We start from the raw sequence: 16684 nt of genomic DNA, 5'->3' as shown, positions 1-16684 counted from the left end.
TTGACTTTATTTTTCATAATTAATTATTGATACTGTTGATAATCTAGTTATTATTAATGTTCTATTGGTTAATGAGGTAAAAAATGTCTACATCCAACCTTAAAATTTCGATTGCTGCTTTATCATTATGTGTATCTGCCGTTGCAGCTTATATATATTTTCCTTATGTTATTGCAGCAGTTTCTGGTTCTGGTGCAATTGAAGCAGTTCCCTTAGCAATTTTTGCTGTTTCTGCGATTGTTGCGCTGGTTTCAGTGATATGTCTTATTAGACTGGCCGTTTCTAGAGCTGGTGATAAGAAAAAAATAGATCTTAGTGGAGAAGAATCCGGCCATACTGTATCTCAAGAACCACAAGAAAAGTCTGTTGAGCAAGATAGTAGATCACAGATAAAAGTTGATAGTAGTACTAGTTCGCAGGATAAATCAAGTGTGCCTACTTCTCCTTCACAGTCTTCGCAAACACGTGTTACAGCAGTTCCTCATGTACCACATAGTGTACCACCATCCCCTTCGTCTCCACCAAGTGCTGCTCCACCACCTCCGCCTGTTCCAAATTCTAAAGCTGCTAAGAAATCAAACAATAACGGAAATCAACAGCCACAAGATCTTGTGACTGTTAAGCAAGATAGTAGATCACAGGATAGTGATACTAGTTCGCAGCATAAATCAAGTGTGCCTACTTCCCCTTCACAGTCTCCGCAAATATGTGATAATGTACCACCACCTCCTCCGCCTCTATCAAGTGGTGGAGCATTGCCACCACCACCTCCTCCTCTATCAAGTGGTGCAATATCTCCACCACCACCGCCTGCTCCAAGTTCAAATGAAACTCTATTGGATCAAATAAGAAAAGGTATTAAATTAAAAAAAATTCCTAAGGGGGAGACAAAGAAATCAAACGATAATAAAGATGATCAGCAAAAAACTTTGATTGCTAATTTGAGTCAAGTACTTGACCGTCGATACAAAGCAAATCATTCGAGTAGTAGTGAAGACGAGCATGAAGGTAACGGTAGTATATCTGATAGCTGGGAAAATACATCTCTAAGCTCCCAACCAAACAAAAAAGAAGGAACAAGCACTTCTGGCAGTGGTCATGGATCTGGTGATGGTGCAAACTCTAGATCCACATCTCCGTCACATTCTGAACGAAAGACAGAGGAGTCACCGGTACCGCCTAAGCCTGCTAATTTACAAACGAAACCTGAAGCTCCTCTTGTAAACAAAGAAAGTGATGTAAGCTCGGTGAATAGTAAGGTGCAAAATCTATCTGTTAAAGACCGTTGTGGAGTGTTTGGTGAAATGGCTACTAAATTTGAGAGGGATTTGTTAGTACGTTAAGGAAAGCACCACGCACTTCCCTTCTTTTTCAAAATAAGTTTACCTACAGGTCTGATTGTATTAAGATTACTTAATACAATCAGATCTATTATATGCGTTTATCCAAGTATTACTTACCAACTCTAAAGGAAAAGCCTGCCCATGCTAAGATTATCTCCCATCAATATTCTTTACGTGCAGGTTTAATAAAGCAGATAGCATCTGGCATCTATACGTGGTTACCACTTGGTCTGCGCGTGCTTAAAAATATTGAAGACATCATCAGAGATGAAATGGATAAATCTGGTACAATTGAAGTGTTAATGCCTTGTGTGCAACCGGCAAGTCTTTGGCGAGAATCGGGACGCTATGATGATTACGGTAAGGAAATGTTGCGTATAAAGGATAGGCATGAGGAAGATATGCTTTTCGGTCCAACGCACGAGGAAGTGGCAACTGATTTAATTAGAGATGTGGTAAAAAGTTACAAAGATTTACCACTTTGTTTGTATCATATCCAGTGGAAATTCCGTGATGAGGTAAGACCACGTTATGGTGTTATGAGGGGTAGGGAATTTTTGATGAAGGATGCGTATAGTTTTGATGTGGATTACGAAAGTGCACAGAATTCATATAATTTGATGTACAAAACTTACATAAAAATCTTCAAACGCATGGGACTTACTCCAATTGGAGTTCGAGCTGATACGGGGCCAATTGGAGGAAATTTGAGTCATGAGTTTCATATATTGGCAAACACTGGTGAGAGCACTTTATATTATGACAATAAATTTTCTGAACTACTGGAAAGTGAAGATGTTGAAAGTTTAAAGAATATATACGCAGTTGCAGATGATATGCACAACCCTAAAACTTGCCCTGTGCCGCAAGAGCAGTTAAATGTTAGTAAAGGTATTGAAATAGGGCATATTTTTTATTTTTGCGACAAATATTCAAAGCCTATGAAGGCAAGTGTTACTTCTCAAGATGGAAAAAATGTCAATATACATATGGGTTCGTATGGCATTGGGGTTTCAAGACTTGCTGGTGCAATAATAGAAGCTTTTCATGATGATAAAGGAATTATCTGGCCAGAATCGGTAGCTCCTTTCAGAATTGGTTTAATCAATTTACAACCGAAAGTAACGGAGGCTGCAGATAAAATATATAAAGCTTTGAAGAGCGATGAAGTGCTTTACGATGATACAGAAGGAAGTGTAGGAGTAAAATTTTCTAGGATGGATCTGATAGGCTTGCCGTGGCAAATAATTGTCGGAAAAAAGGCAATAGATGAAAAGATAGTTGAAGTAAAAAATAGAGCGACTGGAGAGGTAAAGGAAATGCAGATTGAAGAAGCAATAAATCACTTTAGCACAAAATGATACACGGTATCGGCACTGACATAGTATATATACCAAGAGTATCGAGGATATTACAAAAATACGGGGAAAAATTTCTTAATAGAATCTACACTGAAAAAGAAATAGAGCTAAGTAGAAAGTATAATAGTCAAGAAATGCGAGCAAGGTATTTCGCTAAGCGCTTTGCGGCAAAGGAGGCTTTTGTTAAAGCACGAGGTAGTGGTCAGGGTATTATAATGAAAAATATAGAAATATACAATGATGTAAGAGGCAAGCCATATCTTACCGTTAGCAAGGATTTTATCTCCAAAATTCATCTTTCTCTGAGTGACGATGGAGATTACGCTACTGCATTTGTTATAATTTGCGTCTATAGCTCACACAGATAAAGTTTACTCTTTTGTCATCTTATGGCTTACTGTATGAACATTCATTTTTAAAGGTAAACTGCACAGCAAATGGTCAGTGCTTGACACTGTACTCCTTTGTCATCCCAGTGCCCAGACACTGGTTTCTGCAATCTCATCGAAAACGTTTTTCTATGCTAGTTTGCTTGCTCACAAGCAAACTTTCCTGGATCCCAGTGTCGAGCACTGGGATGACATCTTTGTTGTGTTTAACAAAAACAAATGTTCGTACAGTTGTGGAATGAATCGCGGTATAGCTATAGCATACACAAACAACTAAAAAACATAGCAGTTTTTCTATGATTTGAGTATAATTCCAGCTTTACCTAAACAAAAAATTTAATGGACTATATCTTAATATCTCTTTCCTTACCATTTTTTATTACTGAGAATTATTTGTTAATTACTGCGTTGATTCCGCTTTTAAGTGCTTTTGTTATTTTTTTTACTGGTAAATGGCCCAGAGTGAACAATAGTATTACTGTCGCTTCTTCTGTACTTCTGTTTACGTATACGTGTCTATGCACTTTATATTGGGTATATGGTGATCATTCTCAATTTATTCTTATGGATTTTGGTAATAATTTGCACATTAGTTTAAAGCTAGAGTCTACTGGAGTAGTATTCAGTTTATTAATATCGTTTTTATGGATACTAACCAGTGTATATGCAATATGTTATATGCAGAATAACTATGCTGATAGCAATCACTCAAGTTTTCTATGCTTTTTTTCAATATCGATTAGCTGTGCAATGTTTATTGCTTTTTCTGGAGACTTGCTCACTACATTTGTCTTTTATGAGCTTCTAACTATTAGTACATACCCTCTGGTTACTTACAACTCAACAAATGAATCAATGATTGCAGGACGCTATTACTTTGGCGTGCTATTTTTCTCTTCTTTGGTATTGTTTTTTCCTGCAATAGGCCTTTTATATAATGAATTTCATACTTTAGACTTTGTAAGCGGTGGAATATTCAAATTTGATACTTCACTCATCACTTTCATTGCAGTGTGTTTTGCTATGCTGATTTACGGAATAGGAAAAGCTGCATTAATGCCAATGCATTTTTGGTTACCAAAAGCAATGGTTGCACCAACTCCTGTAAGCGCACTACTGCATGCTGTTGCTGTTGTGAAATCCGGAGTTTTCATTATCATAAAAGTTATATTATACACTTTCGGCGTCGATAACATGCAACGTTTTGTGCAGCAAAATTGGTTTGCTGGAGGGTGGCTTCCGTACGCTGCTGGATTTACTATTATTACTGCATCATTGATTGCACTAAAGCAAAAAGAATTAAAGAAGTTGCTTGCTTACTCTACCATCTCTCAATTGTCGTATATTATATTATTCGCTTCAATTTTTAGTGATCTCAGCATGAGGGTTGCAATTTTTCAATTAGTTTGCCACGCATTTGCAAAAATCACTTTGTTTTTCGTTGCCGGAGCAATAATAACGAGAGCAGGTGAGAAATATATAGATAAGATTTACGGTATAGGACGCAGTATGCCAATTAGCATGACAGCATTTGCTATAGGTGCATTGTCTATGATAGGGGTGCCGCCTGCTCCGACTTTTTGGGGTAAATTTCTCATTTTTCAAGCTGTTTTCAACTCTGGCAATGTAATACTTTCTGTGTTTGTAACTCTAGTGTTAATTGTTAGTACTATACTCAACGCTCTGTACTTTTTACCGATAATTTACAATGCCTTTTTCTTAAAACCTTCTCAGAATTACTTTATTAAAAAAACACCAATTCTTCTAGTTTTACCTCCAGTTATTACTGCTATGTGCACTTTGGTTATTTTTTTTAGCTACCAAGTAATATTTTAAAATCTGTATTTATAACCATTAACAATAAATTTAAATGGTATTATACCAGCCAGAGTTGCTTTTATATTCGACAAAGTGAAGCTAATCTCCACAGTATCCTCCTTATTTTGCTCGGTTGTAAAAACTACAGTAGCATTTCCAGCAAATGTAACTAAGTCCTTGGTCGATCGATCAATAGATAATGTTATTACATTTATGTTGGCGATTTTTCTTTTAGATAAAGACAAATTACCAGCTTCATTATTCGTTTTTTCCTGAAAGCCTTGATAGATTTTATGTATAGAATTGTTTCTTATAAAATTTTCTTGGTACTTCGGTTCAACGATCTTAATGGACTCGTATATTTTAATGTATTTACTTATTAAGTACCTCGCTGTGGAAGTGTATTCATCTTCCTTTTTACTGAAACTAAGCTTATGCATTGCAGAGAACTCATCTTCTGTGTGGTTCATATACTTCACAAAATTTAAATCTTTTTTAATAGGAAATAACAGGTATATGTTTAATGTTAATAAACATAAGCATACTAGGAGAAGCGATACTATTAATGCCATCCAAGATCTTTCTGCTACACAAAACAGATACCTATGGCAGTACCATTCGACTGCTTTACTGAAATAACTTTTGTTTTTTACTGATTCAAGCAATTTATTTTCCATAACACAATGCTACCAAATCCAATTATAATAACAACAAGATTAGATACTCTAAAAAACTTTAAAATATGTCTAAATTTTCCAAAATAGGATGAATGATTATATCACCTTGTTCCGCAATAAGGTAGAATTTGTCGATTTTGCTCACATCTATATTTATCATTTTTATACTGAAATTTTCAGGATTGTAAATATTACTTTCAGCACTTTTGTGATAATTATAATAATGTAATTTATTTTGATCATCAAAATAACCAAATTCATCAGCGAGGGTTCCCACTTTGCTACCTTTACCATCTTTGACTAGCCTAAATAGATCAATTGCATGGTTTTGAGATCCAGGCTCAATAGGACCTTCTGCAGCAAAAAACTTAGGTGCATGACCAACATATTCCTTAAATTTTAGATTATGAGTCTTTTTTACACTACCAAAATCCACAAATTTATATTCATCTGAAACGCCAGAATATTGTGGATCATACTTTTTATATTCAAAAAACTCATTACCTAAAAAATTACAAAACGTTAATTTATAATTATCATGATCGGATTTAACGACTTTAAGGTAATGAAAATCTCTAGGAATCTTTACTTCCTCTTCCGTAATATGATTACGTACAACAAGTTCATCATTTAGCATATGATAGCCAATTTTTGGCAAAGTAGCTATATTGATTGTCTTGTTTAGCTTAAAATTTGCTTCATAAATGCCACTTAATAACTCCTTTCCTTTTTCTAGGGTTACGTCTTGATCTGAAGCTATATTCTTAATTAAGCTTAATTTTTTCTGCATGTTCAATATGGCTTTCGTCAAAACTTCTATTGATTGCCATACAGTTAATTTATTATCAGTCAAATTATATACTTCGAGTATTAAATTAACAGAATTTTATCATGAATTTATGTTAAAAGTATTATACTTCGTAAACTTATGTCATGATATTAACTACATTAGCTAAAACATGCTTTTTATCTAAGTGGAGTTGCTTTGCGGCAACGAAAAGTTTATCTATTTTTTTCCACTGACTTAGCAGAATTTCAACACCATTTACCTCTCTCTTTATGCTTTCTAAAATGAAGGCCTGAATTATATATGATGCTAGTTCTAGTTCGATTTCGCTATTAATTACTTTATTAATCATATTGGGATTCTTTAAATCATGAAGAAATTTATAAAAGCATTTGTATGCTTCATAAGCATCACTACTTATTGCATTTATTATCATTCCTGGCATTCCAGGAAATAAAGTGATCATTTCATCAAACGTTTGATCATCAAACTTACATTGAGATGAAGCAACTTGCTTTGTTTCATCATAAGTTAATGGGAGTAAATTCAGCTGAAAGCACCTACACAAGATAGTGGTTTGTATATCATATGGCTTATGGCTAATTATAAATATCTTAGAATTTTTTGGCGGCTCTTCTAATATTTTCAATATTGCGTTTTTAGCGTTATTAGTCATTGCCTCTAAGCTATCTATTATAGCTATTTTGTGTTCTGATTGAATGGGACTTAAGTGTAGAAAGTTTTTCATTTCTCTGACTTTTTCTATTCCGATAGTATCACCTTCAACAATGTGTAAGTCCAATGCTACTTCATTATAGTTTTTTATGAGTAACCAATTGGAGAAGGATTTTGCAAGTGTTGCTTTTCCTATACCTTTTTTACCACAGATCAGCCAAGACTGAACAGATAAGTTGTTCATTAATTTTTTTTTGGCCTGGTTGTGACCTATTACTTTTTTCATTCTTTCTCCTATAGATCTTAGTTTGAAAATGCATTGGCTACTGTTTGTAATAAAATTGCACCTTCCCTTAAAACCTTAATCTTATCTTCGGTTAAGTCAATAATAGTAGATTCTATACCAGAAACTACTTCATCATCTTCAATCACTGCAGATAAATGTTGCTTAATGGATTGTGGTATATCGTCTGCCTTACATACACTTTTTTCTCCTGAAATATTTATACTAGTTGCAACTATTGGAACTTTCAGTTTGTTTAGTATTGAAATTGCAATAGGATGCTCAGGGATTCTGATGCCTATACTATCTTTAAAGAATTCGTTTGGCAATATATTATTGTTTTTAAGTGGTAAAATATAGGTAATCGGTCCAGGAGAAAAGTGATTTACTAAACCAATATACTTTTTCTCTAGCTTTGCTATTCTCATCAAGCTGCAAATATCACTAACAAATATAGACAGTGGTTTATTTTGAGAGCGTTTCTTTATCTGATATATTTTTCCTATAGATTCATTATTTAATGCATTACAAGCAAGAGCATACACTGTTTCTGTTGGAAAACACACTAACAAGTTGTTCTGTATTGCATTTATTATTTTAGATACCATATAGCTAAAAACTTATTCATAACAACTAGATCAGTTTTGTTGCATTGTATCTTATATAGTAACTGCTAGTTTTTGTGAACGTAATGCAACGCAGCTTACCATTTGTTATGCAGACTTGCTACAACCCAAACTCTTCATTGACTTTATCAACTATTGCCTGTGGTGGATCCTCTCCCCATCCTGAATACAAAATCTCTCCATAGTCTGCAACATCTATAGAGCCAGTTCTGCTTTTTGCTAGAAACATTTCTCTTTTCTCTTTATCAACTAATACATAATGCCACGCTGATTTTCCACGATCTTTACCACGAACTAAGTATACAAGATCTGACCTACTTCTTTTTGTTGCATCAGCAAAAGATCTTTCATTGACAGTTCTGCTCTTGCTTTTTATGCCGCCACTTTCAGAAAAAGCTTCCTTAGATTCGGTTTTTTTGCCTGCTAATTCAGAAATTTTTCCTTTTTCCCCTAGCGCACGTTCTTTGGTGTTTTGAGACGAATACTTACTGGAAAAACCTTCCCCTGTACCGCCAGGAGTTCTGTTTGTGAAACGCTTAGTAAATGAATTATTGTCGTTGTTTTCTGCCATAAAAATCTCCAAACTTTAGATTGTAGAATCCAAATTTTTACTACACCTTATCATATGTTAATTAAATTAATATAAATGAGAAACAATATAGTAATTATTACAGGAATTACAGCTTCAGGTAAATCAGAATTATGCGATAACCTGAGAGAAAAATATGGAAATATTAGTATAATAAATTGTGATTCAAAGCAGGTATACAAAGAAATTCCCATAATTACTGCTCAACCACTAAAGCAAGAAGAATTTTATAAATTATATGGTTATGTTTCAGCAAAAGAAAATTATTCCGTGGGTCTATGGTTAGAGGATTTAGAAAAAGAAGTTAATCACGCATTAGAAAATGCTCAAATACCTATCATCACTGGAGGAAGCGGGCTTTACATCAGCAGTTTAATCAAAGGCTTATCATCAATGCCACAAATAAGTCAGGAAGTGAGGAAAAATGTAAGCGAATTAAGGAAAAATTTAAGTAAAGAGGAGTTTTACAAATTAGTGCTAAGCAAAGATCCAAGGATTCAAGGTAAAGTATTCATGAATGACTCGCACCGCCTTTCAAGGGCACTTGAAGTTATCACTGAAACTGGTAAGACAATCTTTGTATGGCAAGAAAATAGACAGCCTCCTTTATTCAATAATTTTAAGATATATACAATTCTGCCTAAACGTGAAGATGTATACCGAAAAATAAATTTTCGTTTCATTACAATGATTGAAAATGGAGCAATTGATGAAGTAAAAAAGCTACTTAGCATGAACCTAGCCCCACATTTACCAGCTATGAAAGCACATGGAGTGCCAGAAATTGTAAAGTATTTGAAAGGTGAGATTACTTTAGACGAAGCGATACAAATTGCTCAAACAAACACAAGACACTACGCGAAACGTCAGTACACCTGGTTTAAAAACCAATTTCCAAATGCTGAAGTGATTGATTGTGCAAGCAAGCTGACAGAGATTGAGATATCTTAATCATTATCAAGGATAAGTTCTACCCTGATCGTGGGTAAGTAACTCTACACTGTTCACTTTCAGTTGCTTATCCAAGTCATGCCCTATTTTTATTTTAAAAAATCCAAATTTTTCGCACAATTTCTGAAAACATTCTTTTATGACGTCAAACAAGTTTTTATCACCTATATTATAGTCCTTCAGTCTCTTAGGAACAGTAAGTGACAATTTACCATCTTTATATGTTGCACCATCTTTTCCATCTTGAGAATGAAGTGTGAATTCTAGTGAGCTAGACAGGTCACATACCTTATCATCGAGTGTACTGCCACTACTTCGGGAAAATATTGGTAATTTCATATCCGATCTAATACTTACATTATTTTGGTCAATATAATCAATATTCATTACTCTTTTCGGGGAGGATACTAGAAATGAATGTTGGCCAAGTGCAAGTTGGGATTCTATCAATACACCAGCTTCATGCCCCGCTTGATTACAATTGATAACCAGTTCTTCCAAAATAGGATCACTTGGAACTTTTGCTTCAGCATGCTCGAACATTTCTTTAAAAACTTCTTTTGCGAATGGGCGATGGTTTTTATCTCCTTCTTTTGGTAATAGGTGAGCGTACTCTTTGCCTAAATTATAAAATCTTTTAACCTCCTCTTTATACTGATCAGTTTTTTTATTATTAGGAATTTTCGGACCTTCGCAATATTCTTCCCAAATTTTGTCAAATCCTTTTTTATCTTCGTTTATTAATGCTTTAGTTAAAATTTTGTCTATACTTTTGCCATTAATAACAAAATTCATTCTGTAAAAATCCTCATACATCTGTTTACCAGAGTTCGCTGAGATATCCTTTTCATCAGCTCTTAATTTGCTATAATCAAACTTTTCTGCTTGAGCTCTTAGTGTAACTATTGGATTTTCCTTTTCTTTTGGTGTAGAGCTGTTCATCATTAATACCTTGATATAGACTGCTAACGGTATAATAATACATAAAAATGATTAATAAGTCAATAAAATATTTTATATAAACGCAAGTTCTATGATAGCAAATAGTTTGACTATAAGGTGACAGGATCTTAAGAAGACTCTATAACAGTTTTACACATGTATGAATCTCAATGAGCAATCAGATTTTTCTAAATAGCAGGCTGGAGAATATACCTAAATTTCATTCCACAATATTGCCTAAACTTTGTGGTAGGGACAAAGTGGTCGACCTGCTATTTTATAGGCCACTTAGTTATGTGGATAGAAGTAAGTCACTGCCCGATGCTCAAGCTGGAGAATTTATAACTTTTGTTGCAAAAGTTTATGAGCATCAGCCGCCCACTTTTAGAGGTAGACCATATAAAATAGTCGTTGAAAGTGAGAGTCAGTATATATTCATAGTCTTTTTTAATTACTCAGTTAAGTATTTATATAAACTATTTCCAGTTGGAGCCTATGTAATTATCAGTGGCAAACTCGAAAAATTTGCTGAGCATTGGCAGATTACTCATCCAGATTATGTGTCGCTTGACATCAACCAATTTAAAGAAATAGCTCGCATAGAGCCAGTCTACCAATTATGCCGTGGCATTACCAATAAGAGCATTGGGAACATAATAAGCTCTCACCTAAAGGAATTGCCTGATTTACCAGAGTGGATAGATGATACATTAATCAAGCAAAAAAAATGGCTAAGTTGGAGGGAAAGCATCATAAAGTTGCACAGACCAAGCTCATTGGCGGAAGCCGAGGTTTGTAGAAAAAGGCTTGCTTATGATGAATTGTTTGCATATCAGCTAGCACTGAAACTTGCAAGAGAAAATCATGTAAAAGAAAGGAGAAGAGAATTTATAGTATTGAGTAAATATAAAGAGCAAGTTTTAAATGAATTATCGTTTCAATTAACAAACGATCAAATTCGTGCAATAGATGAAATTTCAGAGAGGCAAAAATCCAAGTACCGCATGATAAGCTTGCTGCAAGGTGATGTTGGTAGTGGCAAAACCGTAGTTGCACTTTTTGTGATGCTAAATGTGGTAGAAAACAACATGCAGGCAGCTCTAATGGCACCGACTACTATCTTGGCGGAGCAACATTATAATTGGATTGAGGAAGTTTTATCCTGTACCGATATAAAAGTTGCTCTGCTTACTGGTAAAACTTCGCGCAAGGAAAGAAAGATTATTATGAACGAACTTGCAAGTGGTGTTTTAAATATAGTGATTGGCACTCACGCACTATTTCAAGCTAACGTTACATTTAAAAATTTAGGGCTTGCAGTCATAGACGAGCAACAGCGATTTGGAGTGATGCAGAGAAATCGCTTGGTAGGAAAAGGAGAAAATGCCGATATACTTTTCGTTACTGCAACTCCCATTCCAAGAACTTTGCAGCAAGCTATGTATGGTGACATTGAATGTTCAATTTTGAAAGAAAAACCAAAATCCAGATTGCCAATAAAAACTGTAACTATGAACATTAGTAGGGTGCCAGATGTTATTGAAAAGCTAAAAGGTGCTATAAACAGGGGTGAGAAAGCATATTGGATTTGTCCATACATAGAAGAAAACGAAGAGACTAATATTGCTGCAGCAGAGATGCGTTTTCAGGAATTACAAAAAACATTTCTTGATAAAGTTAGCATAATACACGGAAAATTGAATCAGGAGCAGAAAGATCAAGTTATGTTTTCCTTCAAAAGGAATGAATTTTCTCTGCTTGTTGCAACCACTGTGATAGAAGTTGGTATAGATGTGCCAGATGCAACCATTATGATTATAGAAAATGCAGAGCAATTTGGGTTATCGCAATTACACCAATTAAGAGGCAGAGTAGGACGAGGAAACAAGCCATCTTTTTGTGTATTATTATACGATAATTTAAGTAAAAGCTCATCTTCAAAGTTAAAGATCATGTGTGAGTCACAGGACGGATTTTACATTGCTGAAAGGGATATGATGCTAAGAGGCAGTGGAGATATTTTAGGCACAAAACAATCAGGATGTATGGAACTTAAATTTGCTGATTTATATCAGGACAAAGAGCTGCTCAATCTCGCGTATAATAACGCAAAAGGCGCAATGGCTGATTTTGAATTACTGCTTGATATATTTGAATATAGAAGTAGATTACATTTTTCAAAATTTCAGTAGGAAAATCAGGTAACCCGCAGAAACGAAAAAACTTACTTGACACCCTTCGCCAGCCCCCTTATCATGATGCTGAAGGTATTCAGTTATCTTCATCTGTGCAGATTAAACAGCAAGAAAACAACGTAGTTGGCGTCTTATTTTTAATTTTTTGCACTATGTGCACCTTATGTCTTCACAACATTTCTGGGTTTTTACCTATATAAGCTGAAACGCGCTTATAAGTCGTTTAAGACAGTATAGTACGCCGATTTGCAGGATTAGAGAGTGACAACTAGCTAACACGGGGTTTCTTTTGCCTTTTTTTCTGCTTAGTAAATTTCTTAGCATTTAAGCTAAGGGTCTGTTGCAGTTTAAAAGTCGCTAAATTGCAGCGTTTAGAATAAAAAACGCCAATATTTTGAAGTACATATAAATAACTAGTTAACTACGGGGCTTCTTTTGCCTTTTTTTTCATTTGGTAAATTTCTTAAATATTTAGATTAGTTGCAATTTAAGAGCCCGTAAAGGGTGTCATTCCAGTGCCCCTGTGATGTCATTCCAGTGCTTGACACTGGAATCCAGGATTTTATTAAGTTGGTGAGTATAAAAATAGCTGTTTTACGTTAAAATACAATGTTTTGATGATTATGGAAGGGCTGGATCCCAGTGTCAAGCACTGGGATGACATCATCATAAAGGAACCAGTGTCAGCTACTTGAATGACATCATAGGGGCGCTGGAATTACACCCTGACAATCGTCATCCCGCTACGTGTTAGCGGAATCTGCTGTGGCGACATAAACTCAAATCATTTCAAATTTCAATCCAAAGAGGTATCATTATGTCAAACAACTTCAATTTTAAAGAATTTTTTAACCACTATGAAACAAATAGTACGTCAGATGATATACAAAGGTATTATTTGCTGTGGAAATCAGTAATAGCGCAGGCAATGATTGATGCAGCAAGTCACTGCAAAAAAACAGAAAGCTTGGTAGAAAAACGTAAGGCAATTTCTTGGTTATCAGACTTTAGTCAAGATTTTGTGCACACATGTATATTGGCTGATTGTGATCCGGTATACGTAAAAAACAAAATACAGCCAATCTTAAAAAGCCTTACTAGATAAAGCCTTTTTATATACTCAATGAGGTTTACTCCTTTTACCGAAAAAAATATAATGCAATCTCCTATCTATAGTTTCCTCTATATCTTTGATTAATAGCTGCTTTATCATGTTTACTTTTCGCTTTGCATCTTGAGCTTGACGCTCATTGTTACCACTGTTATTGCTGTAATTATTCTTATCACTATAACTACTGCCACTTGGTTTGCTACTGTTACTGAACTCACTACCCTTTTTTCTTCTTGTGTTGAGTATCTGTATTATCTTTTCCTTTAAAAAGGACTTCCAGCCTGTGCCAAGTAATAATTTATAGAGAAAATGCGGAGTAAGAAACGCCACTAATATTCGAATAGAAATTCCGTAACCGAGATCTTCCCTATTTTCATAATACCACTTGCAATATTGAAACAAACGGTAAAACGCATTTTTGAAAGAGCCAAATTCTACAGCATACCAAAAACCATTGCTGAGAAACATCAGCACAATGCTGAACGTGTAAAGATACATTGTGCAGAGAAACAGCTTTACAACTATATCTTTCAAGCTGCCTAGTATATAATTAAATAATCTTAATTTATATAAAAGTGATATCATTTCACACCCACTTCAATATGGCTGGGGTGGAAGGATTCGAACCTTCGCGTGGCGGTATCAAAAACCGCTGCCTTACCACTTGGCTACACCCCAATACTACTTACATCAATAACACTATTAGCCCAATTAGTAAAAGATTTATTTGCTTTTTCTATGGGCATCACAGCAATAGCTGGCTGATCATAAGAATGCATTGCTTCGATTTTTTCTACAATTTTATCAACTTGATCATTTTTGCTTTTCATAATTGCTACTATTTCACAACTACTGTTAATTTCACCCTTCCATAAATACAGAGAATTCACTTCAGGAAATATATTTACACATACAATTAATTTCTCGTTTAACAATTCCTCAGAAACAGTCTTAGCCTCCTCAAAATTTGAAAAAGTTGTATAAACCAAAACTAAATTATTCATTAGTAGCTACATAAATGCATTGCTACTATACTCTACCGAGATTTATTCATCAAGAGAAAATAACGCCAGCGCGTACTGTATGAACATTTGTTTGCAAAGGTAGTATGTTAAGTGTTATAGCTAGTTTGCCTCAAACGTAAAGGTGTCATCCCAGTGCCCCTGTGATGTCATTCCAGTGCTTGACACTGGAATCCAGTTTTCCATATAATCTCATCGAAAACGTTGTAACCACTTTCTATGCTAGTTTGCTTGTAAACAAGCAAACTTTCCTGGATCCCAGTGTCAAGCACTGGGATGACACCTTTCCTAGCAGAGAAATCACAATGTTCATACGGTTGTACGCATACCGCTGGGATCTAGGATTTTTCTATAGTTTAAAAACAAAAAAAGGACGTTACTCATTGAGTAACATCCTTTTGGAGAAGGTAGAAGTTTTACTTATTACACTGTTCCTGGAGTTGTTGTAGCTCTTGAGTTGACAGGTTCTGCACTAGGTTGATCTAGAGATGCGCGTCGTTTTGCCAACTTTTCTTCGAGTTCTCTGTCAAATTCTTCTTTTAAAGGAAGAACTTGTTTTCTTGTTAGCGTAGAAGAACCAGAACCCATTCCACTATCAGTAGAATTACTGTGAGTGAGAGTTCTGTTACTCAAACTATCCAGGTTTTGCTCCACAATAGGATCACTGAGAACATCTTCACTGAAAGAACTTTGTCCATTTAAGTTAGTCAATGAGGCGCTTCTAGGTAGTTCTGGTGGAGCAACTGGAGTAAGCTTAGGAGTTAAGCTACTGGATGAATTGCTTCTACGGACTGTTGCAAAGTTCTGAGAATCTGAATCAGAGACAGTAGCAGTACTTTCAGTTCCTATAGAATTTAGTGAATTGCTTTTTGACAAGCTGTTAGATTGTTCAGAGCCTTTTCTTCCCAGTGAAGAGAATGATGATGACACAGACCTAGTTAAACTTTTGACAGAAGGCCTGTTAGCTTTTTTCTCTGCTCTGTCAAACATATTGCTTACGCTTGAGTACAAATGATTTTCTCTACATTCTTTAATAACCTTCTTAATTTCATCGTGATGTTCAGAGAAAACACTGTCGATGAAATAACTACCTTTAGGTAATGACCTTTGTGTTAACAAGTTATGCAAGCTTTTTTCATTTAAATTATTAATGAATTCTTTCTGTACTTGCCATCCAGAAGTATGTTCAATCTCCCCTGATTTTGCCTTCTCTGCCATTTTTAAATCAATTTCTGACGATATTCCAGAAAGTATATTTTTCACTAACCCAGAATTATTTCCTTTATCAGCAAAAATTGCTTTCATATCATTTCTTATTTCGTCAGATTTCTTAATTGCATCTGGAGTAAACCTTTTTACCTTATCTAAATAGTCCGTCTCACCAGATGCCTTATGGAACTTATTTGCCACTCCTTCGCCTACAAAACTAGCGCCTTTTTTCAGTGAATCTACTGAATGTTCATAACCTTCTTTCACCTTATCTTTAACATGTACAGCACCATCTCTAACTTTTCCGGCAGTATATTTCGCCCCATCAACTGTTTTTTCTGCTGACCACTTGAGCCCTTTATATCCAGATTGAACTGCTTTTACAGCGACTTTTACAGCGAAATATAAAGCAAGACCAACTATAGCACCCGGTATAGCAAGTGTTGCACCAACTGCCAAAAGTGGTAGTACTGCCGTAAATAACCCACTTGCTGTACTTACTACAAGAATCTTATCTCCTTGTTTCATCTTAGAGAATTCTGTATCTCCTTTTAACAGGTCAGTCATTCTTTCTTTTAGCTTCTTGTGATCATTAGCAATATCTGAATTTGGTAGATTTTGCATCGTTTTATTCAAATCAAAACTATCTTCTGGTTGGTTTTGTTGAGTTCCAACAGAATTTGAATTTTTTTCATTATGTGACATT

General features: G+C 35.0%; 16 protein-coding genes and 1 tRNA gene. 7 read left to right on the top strand and 10 right to left on the bottom strand.

Features of this window, described 5'->3' with window-relative positions; all coding sequences use genetic code 11:
* Nucleotides 1-83 precede the first annotated feature (83 nt).
* From OPR49_RS00590 to OPR49_RS00575, 4 genes are all read left to right on the top strand, one after another.
* Nucleotides 84-1343, top strand: a complete 1260-nt coding sequence (locus tag OPR49_RS00590; RefSeq protein WP_265027139.1) for a hypothetical protein — start codon at nucleotides 84-86, stop codon at nucleotides 1341-1343.
* A 92-nt stretch (nucleotides 1344-1435) separates the two neighbouring features.
* The gene (gene proS, locus OPR49_RS00585) at nucleotides 1436-2704 is read left to right on the top strand and encodes a proline--tRNA ligase (protein WP_265027138.1); all 1269 of its coding nucleotides are present in this window, start codon (nucleotides 1436-1438) and stop codon (nucleotides 2702-2704) included.
* A complete protein-coding gene (locus OPR49_RS00580) occupies nucleotides 2701-3072 on the top strand; it encodes a holo-[acyl-carrier-protein] synthase (protein ID WP_265027137.1) in 372 nt (123 codons plus the stop codon). Before proS ends, OPR49_RS00580 begins: the two co-directional genes overlap by 4 nt.
* 360 nt (nucleotides 3073-3432) lie before the next feature.
* The gene (locus OPR49_RS00575) at nucleotides 3433-4929 is read left to right on the top strand and encodes a proton-conducting transporter transmembrane domain-containing protein (RefSeq protein ID WP_265027136.1); all 1497 of its coding nucleotides are present in this window, start codon (nucleotides 3433-3435) and stop codon (nucleotides 4927-4929) included.
* Here OPR49_RS00575 and OPR49_RS00570 read toward each other — a convergent pair.
* From OPR49_RS00570 to OPR49_RS00550, 5 genes are all read right to left on the bottom strand, one after another.
* Nucleotides 4926-5588, bottom strand: a complete 663-nt coding sequence (locus OPR49_RS00570) for a conjugal transfer protein TraJ (RefSeq protein WP_265027135.1) — start codon at nucleotides 5586-5588, stop codon at nucleotides 4926-4928. The genes OPR49_RS00575 and OPR49_RS00570 overlap by 4 nt on opposite strands.
* A 58-nt stretch (nucleotides 5589-5646) precedes the next feature.
* The gene (locus OPR49_RS00565) at nucleotides 5647-6441 is read right to left on the bottom strand and encodes a hypothetical protein (RefSeq protein WP_065094520.1); all 795 of its coding nucleotides are present in this window, start codon (nucleotides 6439-6441) and stop codon (nucleotides 5647-5649) included.
* Between the two features lie 73 nt (nucleotides 6442-6514).
* Nucleotides 6515-7336 (bottom strand): AAA family ATPase, encoded by an 822-nt coding sequence (locus tag OPR49_RS00560; protein WP_265027134.1) that lies wholly within the window; start codon nucleotides 7334-7336, stop codon nucleotides 6515-6517.
* 17 nt (nucleotides 7337-7353) lie between these two features.
* A complete protein-coding gene (locus OPR49_RS00555) occupies nucleotides 7354-7941 on the bottom strand; it encodes an L-threonylcarbamoyladenylate synthase (RefSeq protein ID WP_265027133.1) in 588 nt (195 codons plus the stop codon).
* A gap of 118 nt (nucleotides 7942-8059) precedes the next feature.
* Nucleotides 8060-8530, bottom strand: coding sequence for a hypothetical protein (locus OPR49_RS00550; RefSeq protein WP_065094523.1), 471 nt, complete (start codon nucleotides 8528-8530; stop codon nucleotides 8060-8062).
* Nucleotides 8531-8605: 75 nt separating this feature from the next.
* On the opposite strand from OPR49_RS00550, the gene miaA reads away from it, so the two are divergent.
* Nucleotides 8606-9499, top strand: a complete 894-nt coding sequence (miaA, locus tag OPR49_RS00545) for a tRNA (adenosine(37)-N6)-dimethylallyltransferase MiaA (RefSeq protein ID WP_265027132.1) — start codon at nucleotides 8606-8608, stop codon at nucleotides 9497-9499.
* A gap of 6 nt (nucleotides 9500-9505) precedes the next feature.
* Here miaA and OPR49_RS00540 read toward each other — a convergent pair whose 3' ends face one another.
* Nucleotides 9506-10444, bottom strand: coding sequence for a hypothetical protein (locus OPR49_RS00540; protein ID WP_265027131.1), 939 nt, complete (start codon nucleotides 10442-10444; stop codon nucleotides 9506-9508).
* Between the two features lie 167 nt (nucleotides 10445-10611).
* On the opposite strand from OPR49_RS00540, the gene recG reads away from it, so the two are divergent.
* On the top strand, nucleotides 10612-12633 hold the full coding sequence (gene recG / locus OPR49_RS00535; protein WP_265027130.1) for an ATP-dependent DNA helicase RecG: 2022 nt from the start codon (nucleotides 10612-10614) through the stop codon (nucleotides 12631-12633).
* An 820-nt stretch (nucleotides 12634-13453) separates the two neighbouring features.
* On the top strand, nucleotides 13454-13741 hold the full coding sequence (locus tag OPR49_RS00530; RefSeq protein ID WP_064125289.1) for a hypothetical protein: 288 nt from the start codon (nucleotides 13454-13456) through the stop codon (nucleotides 13739-13741).
* 15 nt (nucleotides 13742-13756) lie between these two features.
* Here OPR49_RS00530 and OPR49_RS00525 read toward each other — a convergent pair whose 3' ends face one another.
* From OPR49_RS00525 to walE1, 4 genes are all read right to left on the bottom strand, one after another.
* Nucleotides 13757-14332: a hypothetical protein gene (locus OPR49_RS00525; protein ID WP_265027129.1), complete on the bottom strand. Its 576-nt coding sequence runs from the start codon at nucleotides 14330-14332 to the stop codon at nucleotides 13757-13759.
* 18 nt (nucleotides 14333-14350) lie between these two features.
* Nucleotides 14351-14425: transfer RNA gene (locus OPR49_RS00520), tRNA-Gln, on the bottom strand.
* Nucleotides 14416-14751 (bottom strand): divalent-cation tolerance protein CutA, encoded by a 336-nt coding sequence (cutA, locus tag OPR49_RS00515; RefSeq protein ID WP_253303679.1) that lies wholly within the window; start codon nucleotides 14749-14751, stop codon nucleotides 14416-14418. Before cutA ends, OPR49_RS00520 begins: the two co-directional genes overlap by 10 nt.
* 441 nt (nucleotides 14752-15192) lie before the next feature.
* The gene (gene walE1 / locus OPR49_RS00510; protein ID WP_265027128.1) at nucleotides 15193-16683 is read right to left on the bottom strand and encodes an actin bundler; all 1491 of its coding nucleotides are present in this window, start codon (nucleotides 16681-16683) and stop codon (nucleotides 15193-15195) included.
* Nucleotide 16684: the final 1 nt, after the last annotated feature.

It is taken from the genome of Wolbachia endosymbiont (group A) of Bombylius major (genome assembly GCF_947251895.1).
GTDB classification, from domain to species: Bacteria; Pseudomonadota; Alphaproteobacteria; order Rickettsiales; family Anaplasmataceae; genus Wolbachia; species Wolbachia pipientis.
Note: the sequence above shows the minus strand (reverse complement) of the source record. Positions and strands in the feature narration are given on the sequence as shown.

Bases quoted from the DNA above. Each gene is read 5' to 3' on its own strand.
- OPR49_RS00555 (WP_265027133.1), bottom strand. From the start codon at position 7,941: ATGGTATCTAAAATAATAAATGCAATACAGAACAACTTGTTAGTGTGT.
- cutA (WP_253303679.1), bottom strand. From the start codon at position 14,751: ATGAATAATTTAGTTTTGGTTTATACAACTTTTTCAAATTTTGAGGAG.
- OPR49_RS00570 (WP_265027135.1), bottom strand. From the start codon at position 5,588: ATGGAAAATAAATTGCTTGAATCAGTAAAAAACAAAAGTTATTTCAGT.
- proS (WP_265027138.1), top strand. From the start codon at position 1,436: ATGCGTTTATCCAAGTATTACTTACCAACTCTAAAGGAAAAGCCTGCC.
- walE1 (WP_265027128.1), bottom strand. From the start codon at position 16,683: ATGTCACATAATGAAAAAAATTCAAATTCTGTTGGAACTCAACAAAAC.
- OPR49_RS00560 (WP_265027134.1), bottom strand. From the start codon at position 7,336: ATGAAAAAAGTAATAGGTCACAACCAGGCCAAAAAAAAATTAATGAAC.
- OPR49_RS00540 (WP_265027131.1), bottom strand. From the start codon at position 10,444: ATGATGAACAGCTCTACACCAAAAGAAAAGGAAAATCCAATAGTTACA.
- recG (WP_265027130.1), top strand. From the start codon at position 10,612: ATGAGCAATCAGATTTTTCTAAATAGCAGGCTGGAGAATATACCTAAA.
- OPR49_RS00580 (WP_265027137.1), top strand. From the start codon at position 2,701: ATGATACACGGTATCGGCACTGACATAGTATATATACCAAGAGTATCG.
- OPR49_RS00525 (WP_265027129.1), bottom strand. From the start codon at position 14,332: ATGATATCACTTTTATATAAATTAAGATTATTTAATTATATACTAGGC.
- miaA (WP_265027132.1), top strand. From the start codon at position 8,606: ATGAGAAACAATATAGTAATTATTACAGGAATTACAGCTTCAGGTAAA.
- OPR49_RS00530 (WP_064125289.1), top strand. From the start codon at position 13,454: ATGTCAAACAACTTCAATTTTAAAGAATTTTTTAACCACTATGAAACA.
- OPR49_RS00590 (WP_265027139.1), top strand. From the start codon at position 84: ATGTCTACATCCAACCTTAAAATTTCGATTGCTGCTTTATCATTATGT.
- OPR49_RS00550 (WP_065094523.1), bottom strand. From the start codon at position 8,530: ATGGCAGAAAACAACGACAATAATTCATTTACTAAGCGTTTCACAAAC.
- OPR49_RS00575 (WP_265027136.1), top strand. From the start codon at position 3,433: ATGGACTATATCTTAATATCTCTTTCCTTACCATTTTTTATTACTGAG.